The organism is Robertmurraya massiliosenegalensis JC6, from assembly GCF_000311725.1.
GTDB classification, from domain to species: Bacteria; Bacillota; Bacilli; order Bacillales; family Cytobacillaceae; genus Robertmurraya; species Robertmurraya massiliosenegalensis.
The window spans coordinates 324293-341869 of record NZ_HE978512.1 but is presented as its reverse complement, the minus strand read 5'-3'; the positions used below and the strand labels follow the sequence as shown (position 1 = coordinate 341869).

The window sequence follows — 17577 nt, the reverse complement described above, 5'->3', positions numbered from 1 at the left end:
CTAATTGGGGGGATATGATTGAGATTCATTGATTCGATGATTACACGAATTGAAAAAATATACTTATTTCTTGCTACCTTAATTTTCGCACTTCTTATTCTCATTAATATCATTGATATTGCCTTTCGCTTAATTGTAGGAAGTTCGATTACAGCAACTCAAGAATTATCGATTCTTTGCTTTTCTTGGATGGTTTTTTTAGGAATGGCCGTTGTGTTAAAAAGAAATTTGGATCCGAAAATTACCCTTTTTTTAGAGCGATTTGTTTCAAAGAAATTCCATCCATTTTTTGATATTGTCGTCAATATTTTCATTATCGTTTTCCTTTCAACTGTATTGGTTATTATGATTGATTATTTACAGGTCCAATCGTTGAGAAAAGCAAACTATATTCCAATCAATTATATGTTCTTTTCTTTACCCGTTGTGTTTTCCTTTATCTATATGATTATCGTCACAATCAGGGAATTGTTAGATTCCATACTCCAAACAAGGGGGAAAGATAGACTATGATGTCCTTGTTAACGGTTGCTTTACTTATTGTATTAGTTGTCATTCGAACCCCCATTTCGATGACGTTAGGAATATCGGCCTTAATTACCTTCTGGGTTGGTGGTTTCCCACTTAGAATTATTCCACAAGCTTTGACAGGGGCAGTGTTTAACTTTACATTACTGGCTGTTCCCTTTTTTATATTGGCTGGAAACTTAATGAATACAGCAGGATTAACAGAAAGAATTTTCAATTTCGCTCGAGCGTTAGTTGGGCGCATTGCCGGTGGATTAGCCCATGTCAATGTAGTAGCAAGTACCCTTTTTGCAGGAATATCCGGTTCTGCCGTCGCTGATATAGCAGGGCTTGGGGTGATCGAGTACAAAGCGATGAAGGAGGCTGGTTATCGCAATGCCTTTAGTGCTGCGATTACAGCTGTGTCCGGATGCATCGGCCCGATCATGCCACCGAGTATCTTTATGATCATCTATGCCGTAATTGCCGAAGTATCAGTTGCTAAGTTATTTATAGCAGGGATTATTCCTGCCATACTGATGACCCTTGTTTTAATGGTTACGATCTATATCCAAGTGAAATCGGGCAGAGAGGTATGCCCTGTTGATCCACCTTCTCCATTATCTTATAAGTGGAAAACATTTAAAGCAGCTCTTCTTACATTAGGAACGCCTATTATCGTTCTTTATGGAATGGTTGGAGGATTAGTGACTCCAACGCAAGCTGGAATTCTTGCGGTCGTTTACACGATTATTATTGGATTTATCTACAGAGAGTTAACATGGAACAAGCTGGTGGAAGTATTTAAGGAATCTGCTTTGCTTACTTCACATGTGATATTTTTAGTGGCCATTGCTGGAATGTTAGGCTGGATCGTCACCTATGAACGAGTCGGGGAAACATTAACCAATTTCTTTTTATCTCTTACGGATAGCCACTTTTTAGTATTAATTATTATTCTCGTTATTTTACTATTTGCCGGTACGATTATGTCTGGGACTGAAGCTCTCATCATTTTGGCTCCAATTCTTGTACCAGTAATTACAAATTACGGAATCGACCCTATTCATTTTGGCGTCGTGATGTGTGTGGCATTAGCGATTGGGGTTGTAACGCCACCAATCGGAGTAGGACTGTTTGTAATAAGTAATATTAGTAAGATAAAAATAGAACAAATTGTACCAGCCACAATCCCATATATTATCTCTTTAATTATTTGTTTATTAATTGTTACCTTTATCCCAGAATTAAGTACATGGCTTCCGGATCTATTAGTGAAGGATTAAGGTAATCTTCAAATACCTTAATCCCTGATTGCTTACGTATGGCATCAAATAAGGGAGGATTATCGAATGGATGTTAAAAAAATAACTGCTGAAATTGAAGATCAAATCATCGAAATACGCCGACATTTACATAAAAATCCTGAGTTGAGCTTTCATGAATTTAAAACAACGGACCTAATCTATGACACTTTGAAACATACGAATATAGAGTTACAACGATGTGCGAAAGGCTCAGGAATAATCGGGCTTTTAAAAGGAGAGGAAGAAGGGCCAACGTTAGGCTTACGAGCGGATATAGATGCCTTACCCATTCACGAAGAAACAGGACTAGAATTTACTTCGCACAACAAAGGAGTTATGCATGCTTGTGGACACGATATTCATACGTCGGTTTTATTAGGGACTGCCATTGTACTAGATAGAATGCGAGCCGATCTTAAAGGATCGATAAAATTCATTTTTCAACCAGCAGAAGAAACACTGAATGGTGCACAGGAAATGATTGAACAAGGAGTGTTAACGGAGCCAAAGGTGGACCATATCGTTTGTTTGCATGTATGGCCTTTTACTGATGCAGGTAAAATCGGAGTTAAACATGATGTGATCATGGCGTCGGCAAACAGTTTTGAGATTGAAGTGACGGGAACGGGCGGTCATGCAGCCCATCCTCACAAAAGTGTCGATCCTATCCCAGTTGCAGCACAAATTATAAGTGCGCTGCAACAAATCGTTTCCAGAACCTTATCACCATTAGATTCTGCGGTTGTAACAATTGGACAGATCCACGGCGGAACTGCTAACAATGTCATTGCAAATAAAGTGACGATCTCTGGAACGGTAAGAACGTTAAAGACAGAAGTAAGTGAAAAAATTAAGGAAACAATGGAGGATATTTCCGAAAACATCGCGAAGGCCTTTAAAGCAAATGCCAAAGTGAATTATGTGCTAAGTTCCTATCCAGTTACAAACAACAATCAGTTAGTAGATTTATTAGCTGAATCTGTCAAAGAAACGCTCGGTGAGGAAAACTTAGATTACTTATTAGAGCCTTCACTAGGGGGAGAGGATTTCTCCTATTATCTGCAGCATGTAGATGGAATGTTATTTAGACTAGGAACCAGAAACAAAAATCCAGCAACGCAAAAAGGTTTGCATAATCCCGGCATCATTTTTGACGAACAAGCCATTTCAACTGGTATTATCACCATGAGTTCATTTGCATTGAAGTATTTAGCGGGACGTGGGGACAGGTCCCCCGTCCCAACGCAAAAAAAGGTCAGGGGAGTTTGAGCCCCTGACCTTTTTTATACGCTCCATCCATAATCCGATTAAGCGGAAATTTTCCTGCTATTGGCCTCATGGGGCTTGTTTCTGGGCAAATAAGGGAAGTTTTTCCGCTTGTGGAGACCAAAAACGCTTATTTTCGAGTTTATCGGGTCGATAGGCGGAAATTTTCCTGCTATTTAAGCCTCTTTGGATGATAATTGCTAATTAAGCGGAATTCCTCCGTCTATTTTTCAGGTTGGTAGATTAACCTACGTCATCATCAGATAAAGGCGGACTTTTGTAGATAGAGCCCTTTAATAGAATCGCTTAAATCCATCAAATCGTTGTTTGAAGTAGGCTTCATTTAAAGAAGAAATGGTAACTCCTTTTGAAGAGCTTGCATGGATAAACTGATTATCTCCTAAATAAATCCCCATATGAGAAATTCCGCTCTTATATGTATTCTCAAAGAATACTAAATCACCAGGTTGCGGAGCGTCGACATAATAGGAACGGCTGTAATAGCCTTCCGTTGATAGGCGGCTGACACTAACCCCAGCAGATTTAAATGCGTAGTAAATGAATCCACTACAATCAAACCCAGCAGGCGTACTTCCTGCCCACACATAGGAAACCCCAAGAAGCTTTTTCGATTCATCAATCACCTTTTGGGTGGATGCTGGAATCGTGACAACATTCTCAGTTGCGTTCTTGTTCGAGATTACATTTACCTATAAAAGATGTTTTGGTGAATGTTGTCAGAGTGACATAAGTATAAACAGTGAATTTTCGTCAAAGTCTATCCTCCTATATGGAGTATTAAGTAATAGTAGTTAGATAATACTTGAAACGGACCTATTTACGCTTCAGCTTATGAAACTTTTTCCATATAAACACGTAATATAAGTCAAAATATTGGTGGAGATGATGTTGAATTGTATGGGAAAATACTAGCATTAGTTATTCTGATTGTAACTATTGTTCCGATTACTTACACTATGTTTGTTTGGATAAGAAAAACATATGCAAAATTTCACAATTATTTAAGTAAAACAAACGAATGGAAAAGTAATGTTAAAGGGAATTTCAAGATAAATAAAAAAATGATAAGATCATTATTTTTAAAATTATCATTACCTAAAATTTTATTAATTAAAAATGGCCGTGTACTATTTATATTAATATGTTTATTCACAGTTTCATTTATGGGGCTATTTGTAGATACACCGATACAAAATAAAATTCCTGTATTTATTAATCTAGTAATGATATTAATCGTTTTTATAGGGATTGGCAAATATTTTTTACACACAACAAGTAACATTGCTATAAATTATCAAAATTGGTTTATGTGTGTATTAATTCTAGTTATATATATTTTGAGCTTTTTATTAAGTTATATAGAAAACCCGGAAAATCTCCCGTTTTTAATGGTGTTGATAGTGTTTTCAATTGTATTTGCCGTTTTATTAGTCTTGAATGTCTTGAGCAATTTTAATAATGTATTTTTCCAATTGTTAAATTTTGTGTTTTTATTCGTGGTTATATTAAGTGTAGTTGGGATGGGATTTGGATTATTTTATTTATGGAATAATGAGATATTTAACCTCTATACTACTGAAGAATATAATAAAATTATGTTTCATTTTGATTCGGGTGTCAGCTCATATTTATTTATTATGTATAAAGGTCTTATCCCGTTCTATACATATACTAATAGCGGAATAACATTAGAAACTCCGATTACATTAATTTTAATTGGTGAATATCTAATTGGTTTTCTCTTTAATGTAGTAATTATCGGATTCTTTCTATCTTACTTTGTGTCGAAGCTTCTTAAGAATAAAGAAATAGTTCTCGATACTGAGTAAGTGCAAGTAACTTTTCCTTTTAACTTTCATAGTTGGTCTCAAGGGGAATCTGGGAAAGAAAGCTATTTGTTTATTGTGTATAACATAGAACGTCCTGCTCTTGGTTCACTCAATGGTAGAGGGAGTAGAATATAGTGGCGGGTGAAAGTGATTGTGGTGAAGGTGAAATGGTACCTCGTCCCAAAATAAAAAAACGGGTCAGGGGACCTGTCCCCGTGACCCGTTTTAATAGAATCGCTTAAATCCATCAAATCGTTGTTTGAAGTATGCTTCGTTTAAAGAAGAAATGGTAACTCCTTTTGAAGAGCTTGCATGGATAAACTGATTATCTCCTAAATAAATCCCCATATGAGAGATTCCGCTCTTATATGTATTCTCAAAGAATACTAAATCACCAGGTTGCGGAGCGTCGACATAATAGGAACGGCTGTAATAGCCTTCCGTTGATAGGCGGCTGACACTAACCCCAGCAGATTTAAATGCGTAGTAAATGAATCCACTACAATCAAATCCAGCAGGCGTACTTCCTGCCCACACATAGGAAACCCCAAGAAGCTTTTTCGATTCATCAATCACCTTTTGGGTGGATGCTGGAATCGTGACAACATTCTCTGTGGTTTCTTTTTTACTCTCTTCTTTAACAACCGTTTCTTTCCCAGATACCTTTAAAGTTTGACCGACAAAAATCAAATCTGACTTTAGACCATTTAAGCTTTTTAACTGGCTAACCGAAGTGCCAAATTTTTTACTAATATGGCTGAGGGTATCACCCTTTTGCACTAAATAAGTGGAAGTAGCAGTCTCAACTGTCGTTTCTTTCTTTTCCGTGCTTTGCGCAGGTTGAGGTTTTGTCTCAGTTGTAGGAGTAGAGTTAGAGACTTTTAGCTTTTGATCAGGATAAATAATATGATGATCAAGATTATTCCACTTCATTAAGTCAGACAGAGTAATATTGTGTTGTTTAGCAATTTTTGATAACGTATCTCCTTTTACTACCGTATAACTAGTAACAGTGGTTGGAGCTTTCTCTGTCTTAGTAGGTGCTTTTACTTCAGTTGTCGCACTCGCATTAATTTGGAGAATCTGATTAATATAAATCATATCAGAGCTCAGTTTATTCAATGTTTTCAGGTTTGAGACACTCGTATTATACTTTATTGCGATATGTGAGAGTGTGTCTCCCTTTTCGACTTTATATGTATCGGCAAAAGCTGTCGAGGCGAATGATGTGGACAAAAGAGCAACAGACGTCAGAGCAGCGACTTTTTTCTTCAAAATATATCCTCCCTTACAAAAATAAGCTAATATTCTAGCATTATTTTAACACAAGAATTCCATTTTTTCTCTCTAACTATGAAATATTGTCAAAAAATGAAGAAAATACTACTGGAAAACAATTTACAATAAATGATAGATGATGGTAAGATTATTTCTGTAATTAGCTAAAGGGAGCGGTAGAATTGAATCAAGTTGATGAAACGAAACAAAATGAATTTTTTCAAGTGTTATATAAAGCCTTTGAAAAAGGACAGCATGATGAAACGACCCTTAAAGATTTAGTAGAAGAATTGAAAATGAATTTAAAGAGTTTAAATGAAAAATAGTTTTTTATAGAAAATATACTGAAAAAAAGCAATCGGCCAGTTTAGTGACCGATTGCCTTTTCATTGGTTCAGTTAATTACTCATTTGATTGATGTGGCTACTCAAATTGTTCCATTGTTTCATCTGAATTCTGATTTTTATTCCTTATTCTTGTGATTTTGCGTGGCGAGTTCAACCAACCCCACCATTTTTTCCACGAAGATTTCTAGTAGTTTTTCTCCTTTTTCTTTACTAGCTAATGTGGCATCGCCATATACCCCACTTTTACTAAGGTCTCCTAGTGAAATTGTAGATTTTCCATATAAAGCTGGCTTCTCTGGATATTCTCTAACAGCTTTAGACATATCGACGAGTTCCGGCTTTAAAGCGAGCATGAGTGACGTTTCAAATTCACATGCATGAATCATTCCATGCCATGGTTTGGATTCGCAATATTGGTCTATAACTGCTCCAAAGTCTGGGTAAAACAGGTAGACAACATTCATATCTAGCTCATCGACTAACTCTCTAGTAGCATACTTCATACTTGCATTATTGGCATCATGACCATTCACAATAATAAGAGTCTTTACTCCGTACCTGCTTACACTATGGGCGACGTCCTTAATAACGGCTTCTACGTGGTGCTGCTGAAGGGAAACTGTGCCAGGAATATCACGCCAAACCCAAGAGTAGCCAAACGGTAAGGTTGGGAGAAGGAGAGCACCTGTTTTTTCGCAGATTCTCTTTGAAATGCCTTCTGCTAAATAGATGTCAACACCTAAAGGAAGGTGATGTCCGTGTTGTTCTGTTGCTCCAATAGGTAAAATAGCTACTGGATATTCTTCAATTGCTGTTTTTACTTCATCTCTTGTCATATTAATAGCTGCTTTTACCATTGACATACCATCAACTCCCCAATCTCTGAATGAGCTCTACATACTGTTTTGCCTTTTGTTCAATGGCATTGAGATCCATTTTCGTCGCTCCTCTTGGAACTAAATCACTGCCAATAGCAAAGGAAGAACAGCCTGCCTCATAATAGTCTTTTAAGTTGTGTAGATCCACACCGCCTACTCCCATGATGTGTACATTTGGGAAAGGACCTTGTAGACTTCTTACATAGGATAGACCAAGTTCATTGGCCGGGAATAGCTTCACAACATTAATTCCTTCTTGTATGGCTTGGGCAATCTCTCCAGGTGAGAAGACACCTGGGAAAGTAGCCACTTGCTTTGTTTTTATATATCTGACAAGTTCACGGTCCCATCCTGGGGTAATGATATATTGTCCACCGGCTTCCAATACCTTATTCACTTGGTAGGGGTGGACCACTGTGCCCGCACCTAGTTGTACGGAATCCTGAAAAGCGGAATGGATATTTTGAATACAACGAAGCCCATTTTCTTCATCACTTAAGGAAACCTCTACCCAGGAAATTCCGTTATTAAGGAGTACTTCTACGATTGAACTAGCATCTTCAGGTTGAATTCCTCGAAGAATGGCGATAATCGTTCCTTTTTTGACTGTCATACTCTCATCACCCTTCAAATTGTGCTAACCAACGTGCTGGATTTTCTACAAAAATGGTATGAATATCTTCTTCACTAATCCCTTCATTTTTTAAACGTGGGATATACTTTTTGAGGATATATTCGAATCCAGGTCCACCACCATAAGCATGTAAATAGCTTTGTCTGCCCATATCTGCAGAGATTAGTAATTGCTTCACAAAGCCATGATTAATCATATTTTTTATAAGATCGACACGTACACTATCAGGATAGTACTTAATTTTACTTGCACCATCAAATTGAACATATGCTCCTCTTTTTGCAAGCTGTAGGTGGTAATATGGATCTGCATTTCGATCACTGTGTCCCACGGCTACTTTAGTTAAATCGACGCCTTCTTCTTCTAGAATATCGAGCATTTCTTCACCCATAGTACCTGCTTCAGTATGCAACCAAATAGGAGCACCAGTTTCCCTTTGGGCACGCGCCACTGCTCTTGTTACTTTTTCCTCAAGTGGATGAATGTATTGATCCCAAGAGCCAGCCTTTAGAAAGCCTGCTTTTGCATCCGTTCCATCCATTCCAATCGTCACATCTCTCACTAGTTTCTGCTGAATTTCTTCAATGGTCAGTGCATTCACCCATGCAGGAAAGTATATATGCTTGTTAAAGCCTGAAGTTGCAACAACATGTACACCTGTTTCAATCGACATTTGTTTCATCTTTGAGGCGTTTCTTCCGTAATCAAGTGTAGTGGCATCAACAAGCGCCTGTCCTCCGGCTCTTTTAAATCTAAATAATTCACTTACAGAGGCCTCATAATCTGTTAATTCTAAATCCCGATCTTTTTGACTCGGTGGTGGGCAAGTCCATAAATGTTCATGGCTGTAAGTAAATCCTAAGTCTTTTGCGTCAATATCTCCTAATAATGTTCTAACTTTTCCCACTGTATTTTCCTCCTTTTTTAAGAGTAGATAATTTTAGATAACTCATCTACTCTCCATCTTTTAAGTCTTATAGACCAATCCCAAATAATGAACCAATCAAGCGAATCACAACAACAACAATAATGGCATCTGGTGAAGCAAACCAAAGTCCTTCCACACCGTATGCGTTCATATCTACTAATGGGTAGGCAAGAGCTACTAGTAATGTCCATGACACTCCTAGAAAGAAACCAGAAATGATCGCTCCGCGTCTCCCACCTGACGCATTACCGAATACTCCCGCTGCACCACCCATGAAGAATAATCCGATGACTGAAGGTAGAACAACAACTGGTAAAATAGTAGAGATAAAGGTTACTAGTAAGCTTCCGACTAAAGCTGAAAGGAATCCAAGCGTTACGGCAATTGGTGCAAAAGCGAAAAAGATAGGTACATCAAGTGCTGGCTTCGCACCTGGAACAATTTTTTCTCCAATTCCTTTAAAAGCGGGGACAATTTCTCCAAGGAACATTCGCACACCTTGTAGTAAAACTAGAATCCCTGCAACAAAGGTAAGTGCGTTCATAAGAGAGAACTGAATAATATCTTGTCCTCCTGAAATCTCAGCCATTACTTCTTTGTCTACAAATAAAGAGGTAACTAAATAGATGACAATCATGACAATACCCATGAGTACGCTCATATCTTTCAGGAAGTCTAAAGATTTTGGCACTTTAACATCTTCTGATGATTTTTCTTTGTTTCCAGCGAGACCGCCAACCCATCCAGATAAGCTGATCCAAGAACTCCCCCAGAAACCGAAAGCAATATCATCCTTCCCTGTAATTTTACGAACAAATCGCTGGGAAATGGCAGGGAATAATACCATTGATATCCCTTGAATAATGGAACCTAGTAAAATTGTCATTGTACTAGACAGTCCCATTTGGTTAAATACAATTGCCATTGTTCCGGCAAAAGAGAACATCATGTGTCCTGTTAAGAAGATATACTTCCATTTGGTAACCCTAGCAATTAATAAGTTAATTAAGAACGAGAATACAAGAATAAGCGCTGTTTCTTTTCCTAATACTGTTTGAACTGCTGCGACTAATGCATTATCTTCCGCTACGATGCCCGTCAATCCAAATGCCTCTGTAAACATCGTGCTGAATGGAACGAGAGCGTTTACAATAATGTTTGAACCTTGTTGTAAAATGATAAAGCCAAATATGGTTTTCAAGGTCCCTTTTATAACGTCGGAAGTTGATTTTCTCAAAGCAACTAATCCAACTAGGGCAATGATACCAAGTATGATTGCTGGGTTACTTAATATCGAAACAATGATATCTAACATTTTTCCCTACCCCCTTTGTTGTAGCTTTTGAATGACAGGCATGACTTTCTGTTCAATTTCCTGTTTATCTAATAAGTTATTAATTGAAATAACCTCAACGGATTCATCACTTAACTCTGCAGATATTTCGCTGGAAGCCACCATAAAATCGCAAGTCTTTCCTTTAGCAGAGCCTAAATCAACTGCTTCACCATCTACCTCATATCCGTAACTTTTAGCGATAGACTGAATATCCATAAGTAACATTAAACTTGTACCAAAACCCATTCCACAAACAGTTACAACTTTCATTGATTAACACTTCTTTTCAGATTTTATATTAGTGAAAGAATTTCTTGTTTTGATGTTGCTGGATTCATGATGACTGTTAACTTTTCTTCATCCCTCAGTAAATCGGCAAGAGACTGAAGCATTTCAATATGACTGGTACTGTCTGTTCCACAAAGAGCACAAACAAGTTGGATTGGATCATTCGTTGGGTGTCCAAATACAACAGGCTCACTAAGCCTAATGATAGAGACTCCTTTTTTCTTTGCACCAAATTCTGGTCTGGCATGAGGAAAGGCAATATTAGGGGCGACCACGATATATGGACCTACATCTTTATAGCCCTTAACCATTGCTTCTACATAGCTTTCTTCTGCTAATCCTTCATTCACTAAGAGTTGCCCTGCTTGTCTAATGGCATCTTCTGCATCTTTGGCTTTTACGGCTAGTTCGATTAAACCTTCAGTTAGTGTGAGCATGTTCGCCACCTCTTCTTTTCATTAAAATGATTTCAGCTTATTTCTTCCATCTAGTTCTATATGGTAGTGATAACGATCCCCTCTATTAGACATCTCAACTAATTCAAAAGGAGTCCCGTCAGTTAAATAAGAAACCCTTGTTAAGTGAAGTAAAGCAGATTGGGGAGGAATTCGTAATTCGATTGCCTCCAAGTCAGTTGCACTTCTTGCTTGAATTCTCTCATCCGCTTTCTTAAGCCGAATATTATAGCCTTCTTCAAGAGTTTCATATAGCGATTCTTTTTGTAGACCTTCCTCTATGAACCCCGGGACAAATTTAGCCCGCAAATAGTTAATCATAATGGCAATGGGCTCACCATCTGCAAATCGAGTCCTTTTCAAGCAAATGACTTTCTCGTTAGGTGCTAACTTCAATTCTTCACTTATTTTTCGAGAGGGTTCCATTTCAACTAGCAGGGTATTTTCGGTGTGAATTTTTTTGCCTTTAAGCCGCATTTCTTCTGTCCAGCTCGTGATGGTACCTGCGGTTTGAACAATTTTTTTCGATTGTACAAAGGTACCTTTTCCTTGAATCCTTTTAACGATTCCATCTGATACAAGTTCATCAATTGTCTTTCTTACAGTCGCTCTGCTTACACCATAAAGCTTTTCTATTTCAGTTTCGATTGGAAGTGAGTCCCCTTCGGAAAGGTTTTCCTCGATATACCTCATTAACAAAAGCTTCAACTGTTTGTACAAAGGTACTTTTGAATGCTTATCTAATTCGTTTGTTTGCACTGTTCTTATCGCCTCCATTTTTATTTGATTATTAGTTTAAACATCATGATGTTTTTGGGTATTATGATTATATTTTTATAATACATCATGATGAATATAAACACAAGTGAATATTTTAACCGTTTTCATCATGATGTATTGGTAATTTGGTTGAAAATTAGAAGTTCTAAGTAGACAAGGAATTCCGTGGAATGCATTTTCAATAGTGAAGCGATGTCTACAGCCTAGAATATACCTAGACTTCAAATTTCCCTCTTCTTCGTGATACAATTTTTATAGAAAAGATAAAGGTACGGAGGATTGGGAATGATGATTGGACGGAATGAACCTTGTCCGTGTGGTAGCGGCAAGAAGTATAAGCAGTGCTGTTTGAAAAAAGGAAAAGTAGTTGAATTGGGACAAGCAAAGCAAGAACATTTTTTTCAAATGAAGCAGAGGCTGAGTGGACGGCTGGCGGAGGAAGTGATTGGTTCTTATTCTTTATTAGATTATCAGTCGCTTATGAAAGAGTTTAGGGAACGGACAGGTGTGCGTGATCTAATGGACGGGTATGGCCACCATTGGCTGATGTTTTTTTATCGACATTCGGTGTTTGATGGATTACGTGGGATAGAATGGTATAACCGAAAGCATGGGAAGCGAGATGATCCGGCTTTGCAGCGCTTGGCAAAGGTTTGGGAGACACTTGTTCCTCGATTAATTCAGCATGTTGATTTTGATGAACAAGGGGTTTTGGTGGAAGATTTGTTTACGCATGAACGCTTTCATATGCCGTATTGTGAAACACTATTGGAACCACAACCTTGGGCAGGGGCTTTTTGTTTGCTAGAAGAAAGAGATGGCGGTTACTACATGAATGGAGTGGCGGTTATTGTTGGACCTGAGAAATTAAAGAAAGCTGAGGAGTTTCTTAAAAACCACTTGAAAGAAACAGGAAATTCGTATGAAAAATCAGCGTTCGACCTTTATCCAGAAATGACCGGTGCTTTAATTCGAAATGAGGAAAGGTTAGATAGGAAAGAGTGTGAGTGGACACATACATCACTCGTGTACTCGATAGGTGATGTGAATGAAGTAATGACAGCGATTCATCAAACGGGGAATCTTGAGATGGAGGAGTGGGATGGAAATCGCGGAAATGGAAGTCTTATAAAAAAACGCTATCGTTATGATGATAATTTGGCAGAGGGCTCCGTGTATATGTATGAAATGGAAGGACTCCTTGAAATAAATGGAGATCAGCTGATATATCAATCGATTGATCAAGCATCGGTAGCTAAATTCAAAGGGCTATTAATGGATCTCCCGCAAGCTGTTTTAATGAAAGAAGAGAAAATCATCAAGAAGGCGCCGGCAGGAATTCAAGTTAGTTCCTTTGGGATGGGACTAGAAAAAGGTGTTCCACCTGTATTTGGAGCCTTTGCCCAACAGGCTTTGCACACGCTTGAATTACATTTACCACTACCGCAATTTAATGATAAAACACCAGCAGAAATGGTGTCATTAGGGAAACAGGTTGAACTTGAACAATGGCTTAGAGAACTTGAATACCAAAGCTATGTGAATACGAGGAGTCAAACAAAGGAGAAGTGGACGGCCGATTTTAATTCGGTAAGGAAAGCGTTGAATCTGCCGTTTTCTCCCTTTACGACTCTTCGAGAACAGCGCAAAACAGCTATTACCCTGATGGAAAATCCGGTGAACAATGAGGATAACTGGACACAAGAAGAACTGGAGTTATGGGATGAAATGGGTATGCCTGTTCAAGAAATCAAGAGCGAATATGCCCGTGATCTGTTGCTGTTTTTTCAGGAAAAGGGAGCGGGGAGATCCCCTAATACCTATTATAAATACCGACTTGGGGTACAAGTGCTTTCCTTTTTCTTTGAAGAGGAAGAGATTAGGCACATGACGGGGATTCTACCGGAGCATTGGGAGAAACTGATCAGCTACTATTATCTAGAATATAATCGAGATGCAACGGATAATCAGGCAAAGGGATTTATGACGGTGGTCAAAAACTTTGCTGCTTGGCTCGATAAAAGATATGGGACCGCTTATGCATCTGTCGTGAAAGGGCATTTGAAAGAAATGGACATGCTTGTATTTCAGGCAATCATGATTCTCGAAGCTTATACACCTTATCGCGAAAGAAGATACGAGACATCCCGAAATATAGGAGAATTTCGCCGGATTATCAAAAATGGAGAACTTCCTGGACATTTAGTGAAAGGATGTTTTCGCATAAAATCAGTTACTTCATCGTATGTAAATCTGGTGAAGGTAGATGAAGATGGCGAAGTCTTTAAAACGACCGTTCGAAAAGATGTCCTGCCACTGATGAGCTCAGGAATGGTCATTTGCGGGGCGTTAACTAAAAAATCAAACTGGAAGCTATATAGTGTTGAAAAAGTATTTCCAAAGTAGGTTGGGTGTCTGTCACTCCTCGAAAAATCTTGTTTCACGAAAGGGTTATACATAATAAGGAAGGTTGCTCATCAGCAACCTTCTTTACTATTTATACAGAATATCATCCTTTAGCGATGAAACTTTTGATAAAGCAGCATCGATGTCAGTGTCGTTAACTCCAAAATGAGCAAGGGCCTGGTCGAGGTGCTTTGCGATTGCATTGAAATGTTCTGGTTGCAAATTCATTCCTTCATGGGCCTTTGCCATGGATGCCCCTGAATACTGATTGGGACCGCCTAAAGCATAGCTGATAAATTTTGTTTGGTGACGTCGCTGCTTTTTCATATCAGTATCCTTGAAAAAATGATTAACAGTTTCGTCCTTTAGTACCAGTTCTTCGTAGAAATAATCCACTACTTTGGCGACTGCCTCTTCCCCGCCGATTCTTTCAAACAATGTTTGTTCCATCCAAAACATCCTTTCCTTAATCATCAATGGATATTATCTGCCAAAATCGGCAAGTTATGAAGATGTCAAAGGAATGAATTTAGATAAAGGACGATATTACTTCTTACGCTTTTTCTTGCTTCCTGCGTCTGGTGGATTAGGTCTCTTTTTTGGATCTAAAATAAAGAAATGATTTACGTCTCCAAAGATATACTTTCTAAATTGGTCAGCAGTTGTGAGTTTAGTATTAAATGAAGATAATCCGGATGAGAAAATCATAGATGATTCATTGCTGAATAAAATGATGGTCTGACTCTTGTGGTTGAACGTTCGATTAATATGTACCGGATTGAACCAAATATTATCTATACTAGTAAGGGATCTAGTTGGGAAAATAACAATTTGCGCTACAGGATCTGCCACAATAGGACGAAAATAGGTGGTAGGGTTTAATTCTCTGGATGTTTTAAGGGCACTATTTAGATTAAAGCCTTTACGTTTTATCGTATCATCCAGTATTTCTAAAGGTCCTTTATGAACAACAAAAATCTTTCCTGTTTCTCGTACTAGTGTATTGATATTCCCTTGACGGTCAAAAAAACCAACCATTGACATGAAACGTGGGGACAAAATGTAAAAATTTCTTACCATACTAACACCTCTTCCTTAAAATTTGTTTAATCATTCCTTGCAACAAATGTATCGACCACCTTTCAATTTTCGATTTACTTTATAAAACACCTACTAAAAATATCTAGTAGTAAAAGTAGCTAAGGATAAAGTAATGGGATGTCGGGTTTATCCTTGATGAAATCTAGAAAGAAAGGGTGTCTTTTCAAGTGAGATGTCGATGGAGAAACGTGCGTTAAAATGTAATTCTATTTCTTTCAATACATGATAGAGTTTAACCGTGTTATTGTGCTGTATTTCCTACTTTTGAAAAAGAATGATTGTCTTAACTCCATCATACCGAAAAGATCCAAAGAAAAATGTGACAATAAAAGTAATTTTTGTTAAAAACTGTATGGTGATAGGGGAAATATACCTACTATAAGCCGATTTAAGAAGAACGCTATATTAATAAAGCAAAAAAATGTCCCTTGATCAAACGTTTGATCAAATCTGTAACGTCAAATAAGGGTTAGCACCAATATTCCAAAAGTAAAATTTTCATATTGATATTTTCATAAAGTAATAAAAAATTTATGGGAGCAATAAATAATAAAAAATGGGATACTCTGCTATTAAAGAGATAATCCAGTTGGTTATAATGAAAAGAAAAAGGAAGTGTAAAACGATGGATTTCGAAACGGTGATGCAAGAGCTTGAAGCGCTCGGTAAGGAACGACTGAAAAAAATGTACATCGGCAATGGGGCAAAAGAGCCTCTTTTTGGCGTGGCAACAGGTGCGATGAAGCCCATGAGAAAGGCCATTAAAAAAGATCAAAAATTGGCTGAAAAGCTATATGCAACTGGAAACTACGATGCCATGTATTTTGCCGGAGTAATCGCTGATCCAAACGCAATGACGGAAGAGGATTTTGACCGTTGGATTGATGATGCTTATTTCTATATGATTTCCGACTATGTCGTTGCAGTCACCTTATCTGAATCACCCATTGCTCAGGAAGTGGCTGATAAATGGATTAAAAGCGGTGAAGAGCTGAAGATGTCAGCTGGATGGAGCTGTTATTGCTGGCTCTTAGGCAATCGTAAAGACCATGAGTTCAGTGAATCCAAAATTGAAGCAATGCTTGAAAAAGTAGAAAAGACGATTCGTGATGCTCCTGAACGAACGAAATCGGCGATGAATAATTTTGTCTATACGGTCGGAATTTCTTATGTACCACTTTCTGAAAAAGCACTAGAAACAGCAAAAGCGGTCGGACCAGTTGAAATGAAGCGAGACAAGAAAAAAAATAGCATCCTTCACGCTGCTGAAAACATTCAAAAGGATCTAGACAAAGGAAGACTGGGCTTTAAGCGAAAATATGTAAGATGTTAAGTAAGATGTTAGGGACAGGTCCCTCGTTCCATTGCATATACAAAAAATAAATCTTTGCTCCTAGATCAAACGTTTGATCAAATTTGGAAAGTCACTAAAGAGCTGGCGCCGTGTGAATATCCTGAAAAAAAGGGAGTGAATGTGCACCATTTACTCCCAAGATTGATTATCGAACGGGTAAGCATTTAGCTGAGGTAGGAAGAGTAATCGTGAAGGTAGTACCAATTCCCTCGGTGCTATCCATTTCAATCGTTCCATCGTAATTTTCAATAATTTGATAACAAACCATTAATCCAATACCAGTTCCTTTTTCCTTCGTTGTATAGAAAGGCTCACCGATTTTATCGATTAAATCTTCAGGAATTCCGCACCCCTGATCGATAACCTGAATTTGAACGGATTCTTTCATTTCAGTGATTTGAAGGATGATCGTTCCTCCACCTTCCATCGCGTCAATGGCATTTTTTATTAAATTGATAAAAACTTGCTTGATCTTTGTATCCTCACAACATATATACAGTTCTCTATTGCTATAATCGAGATGTAATTCAATGTTCTTCATATTGGTTTCAGAGGTAAGCAATAGTTTTACTTCTTCAATGATTTGTACAATGTTATGACTCTTTCGGTTCTCTGAATGTGGTTTTGCTAGTGAAAGTAATTCACTTGAAATTAGTTCGATTCGTGATAGCTCATCTTCAATAATGTTGTAATAGAGTTCTTTTTCCTCTCCAGAATTTTTCAGCATGTGAAAGAAACCTTTAATAGAAGTCAGTGGATTCCGCAATTCATGGGCAATGCTGGCTGCTAGTTCCCCAGCGATATTCATCTTCTCAGAGCGAATCAGTAGACCCTCATTTTCTTTTTCCTTTGTGATGTCGAC

General features: G+C 37.9%; 19 protein-coding genes. 7 read left to right on the top strand and 12 right to left on the bottom strand.

Going from position 1 to position 17577, the window contains the following annotated elements:
• Window positions 1-18: 18 nt before the first annotated feature.
• From BMSHG_RS07910 to BMSHG_RS07900, 3 genes are all read left to right on the top strand, one after another.
• Window positions 19-513 carry a TRAP transporter small permease gene (locus BMSHG_RS07910; RefSeq protein ID WP_019153904.1) on the top strand — a complete coding sequence of 165 codons (495 nt, stop codon included), beginning with the start codon at window positions 19-21 and terminating at the stop codon, window positions 511-513.
• On the top strand, window positions 510-1793 hold the full coding sequence (locus tag BMSHG_RS07905; RefSeq protein ID WP_019153903.1) for a TRAP transporter large permease: 1284 nt from the start codon (window positions 510-512) through the stop codon (window positions 1791-1793). Before BMSHG_RS07910 ends, BMSHG_RS07905 begins: the two co-directional genes overlap by 4 nt.
• Window positions 1794-1859: 66 nt before the next feature.
• Window positions 1860-3083 (top strand): M20 metallopeptidase family protein, encoded by a 1224-nt coding sequence (locus BMSHG_RS07900; protein ID WP_019153902.1) that lies wholly within the window; start codon window positions 1860-1862, stop codon window positions 3081-3083.
• Between the two features lie 290 nt (window positions 3084-3373).
• Here BMSHG_RS07900 and BMSHG_RS07895 read toward each other — a convergent pair whose 3' ends face one another.
• A complete protein-coding gene (locus BMSHG_RS07895; RefSeq protein WP_019153901.1) occupies window positions 3374-3685 on the bottom strand; it encodes a C40 family peptidase in 312 nt (103 codons plus the stop codon).
• Between the two features lie 309 nt (window positions 3686-3994).
• Between BMSHG_RS07895 and BMSHG_RS07890 the strand changes: the two genes are divergently transcribed.
• Window positions 3995-4930, top strand: coding sequence for a hypothetical protein (locus BMSHG_RS07890; protein WP_019153900.1), 936 nt, complete (start codon window positions 3995-3997; stop codon window positions 4928-4930).
• A gap of 225 nt (window positions 4931-5155) precedes the next feature.
• Here BMSHG_RS07890 and BMSHG_RS07880 read toward each other — a convergent pair whose 3' ends face one another.
• Window positions 5156-6205: a C40 family peptidase gene (locus tag BMSHG_RS07880; protein ID WP_019153898.1), complete on the bottom strand. Its 1050-nt coding sequence runs from the start codon at window positions 6203-6205 to the stop codon at window positions 5156-5158.
• Window positions 6206-6390: 185 nt separating this feature from the next.
• On the opposite strand from BMSHG_RS07880, the gene BMSHG_RS28185 reads away from it, so the two are divergent.
• Window positions 6391-6534 carry a hypothetical protein gene (locus BMSHG_RS28185; protein WP_019153897.1) on the top strand — a complete coding sequence of 48 codons (144 nt, stop codon included), beginning with the start codon at window positions 6391-6393 and terminating at the stop codon, window positions 6532-6534.
• Window positions 6535-6671: 137 nt separating this feature from the next.
• Here the strand turns inward: BMSHG_RS28185 and BMSHG_RS07870 are convergent, their stop codons facing one another.
• The 7 genes from BMSHG_RS07870 to BMSHG_RS07840 all read right to left on the bottom strand — a co-directional run bounded on the left by BMSHG_RS07870 (window position 6672) and on the right by BMSHG_RS07840 (window position 11833).
• On the bottom strand, window positions 6672-7412 hold the full coding sequence (locus BMSHG_RS07870) for a creatininase family protein (protein ID WP_026073369.1): 741 nt from the start codon (window positions 7410-7412) through the stop codon (window positions 6672-6674).
• Window positions 7413-7422: 10 nt separating this feature from the next.
• Window positions 7423-8046 carry a bifunctional 4-hydroxy-2-oxoglutarate aldolase/2-dehydro-3-deoxy-phosphogluconate aldolase gene (locus BMSHG_RS07865; RefSeq protein ID WP_019153895.1) on the bottom strand — a complete coding sequence of 208 codons (624 nt, stop codon included), beginning with the start codon at window positions 8044-8046 and terminating at the stop codon, window positions 7423-7425.
• A 7-nt stretch (window positions 8047-8053) separates the two neighbouring features.
• The gene (locus tag BMSHG_RS07860; RefSeq protein ID WP_019153894.1) at window positions 8054-8974 is read right to left on the bottom strand and encodes a phosphotriesterase family protein; all 921 of its coding nucleotides are present in this window, start codon (window positions 8972-8974) and stop codon (window positions 8054-8056) included.
• Window positions 8975-9041: 67 nt separating this feature from the next.
• Window positions 9042-10310 (bottom strand): PTS ascorbate transporter subunit IIC, encoded by a 1269-nt coding sequence (locus tag BMSHG_RS07855; RefSeq protein WP_019153893.1) that lies wholly within the window; start codon window positions 10308-10310, stop codon window positions 9042-9044.
• 6 nt (window positions 10311-10316) lie between these two features.
• Window positions 10317-10601 carry a PTS sugar transporter subunit IIB gene (locus tag BMSHG_RS07850; protein WP_019153892.1) on the bottom strand — a complete coding sequence of 95 codons (285 nt, stop codon included), beginning with the start codon at window positions 10599-10601 and terminating at the stop codon, window positions 10317-10319.
• Between the two features lie 23 nt (window positions 10602-10624).
• The gene (locus BMSHG_RS07845) at window positions 10625-11056 is read right to left on the bottom strand and encodes a PTS sugar transporter subunit IIA (RefSeq protein ID WP_019153891.1); all 432 of its coding nucleotides are present in this window, start codon (window positions 11054-11056) and stop codon (window positions 10625-10627) included.
• 21 nt (window positions 11057-11077) lie between these two features.
• Window positions 11078-11833: a GntR family transcriptional regulator gene (locus BMSHG_RS07840; protein ID WP_019153890.1), complete on the bottom strand. Its 756-nt coding sequence runs from the start codon at window positions 11831-11833 to the stop codon at window positions 11078-11080.
• Window positions 11834-12139: 306 nt separating this feature from the next.
• Here BMSHG_RS07840 and BMSHG_RS07835 point away from each other — a divergent pair, with 306 nt between their 5' ends.
• A complete protein-coding gene (locus BMSHG_RS07835; protein ID WP_019153889.1) occupies window positions 12140-14260 on the top strand; it encodes a YecA family protein in 2121 nt (706 codons plus the stop codon).
• A gap of 87 nt (window positions 14261-14347) precedes the next feature.
• On the opposite strand, the gene BMSHG_RS07830 is transcribed toward BMSHG_RS07835, so the two are convergent.
• Window positions 14348-14710, bottom strand: coding sequence for a group I truncated hemoglobin (locus tag BMSHG_RS07830; RefSeq protein ID WP_019153888.1), 363 nt, complete (start codon window positions 14708-14710; stop codon window positions 14348-14350).
• Between the two features lie 96 nt (window positions 14711-14806).
• Window positions 14807-15340 (bottom strand): competence protein ComK, encoded by a 534-nt coding sequence (locus BMSHG_RS07825; RefSeq protein WP_019153887.1) that lies wholly within the window; start codon window positions 15338-15340, stop codon window positions 14807-14809.
• Between the two features lie 646 nt (window positions 15341-15986).
• Here BMSHG_RS07825 and BMSHG_RS07820 point away from each other — a divergent pair.
• Window positions 15987-16694, top strand: a complete 708-nt coding sequence (locus BMSHG_RS07820; RefSeq protein ID WP_019153886.1) for a DNA alkylation repair protein — start codon at window positions 15987-15989, stop codon at window positions 16692-16694.
• 166 nt (window positions 16695-16860) lie between these two features.
• On the opposite strand, the gene BMSHG_RS25945 is transcribed toward BMSHG_RS07820, so the two are convergent.
• On the bottom strand, window positions 16861-17577 hold a 717-nt coding region (locus tag BMSHG_RS25945), incomplete at its 5' end, for an ATP-binding protein (RefSeq protein ID WP_019153885.1).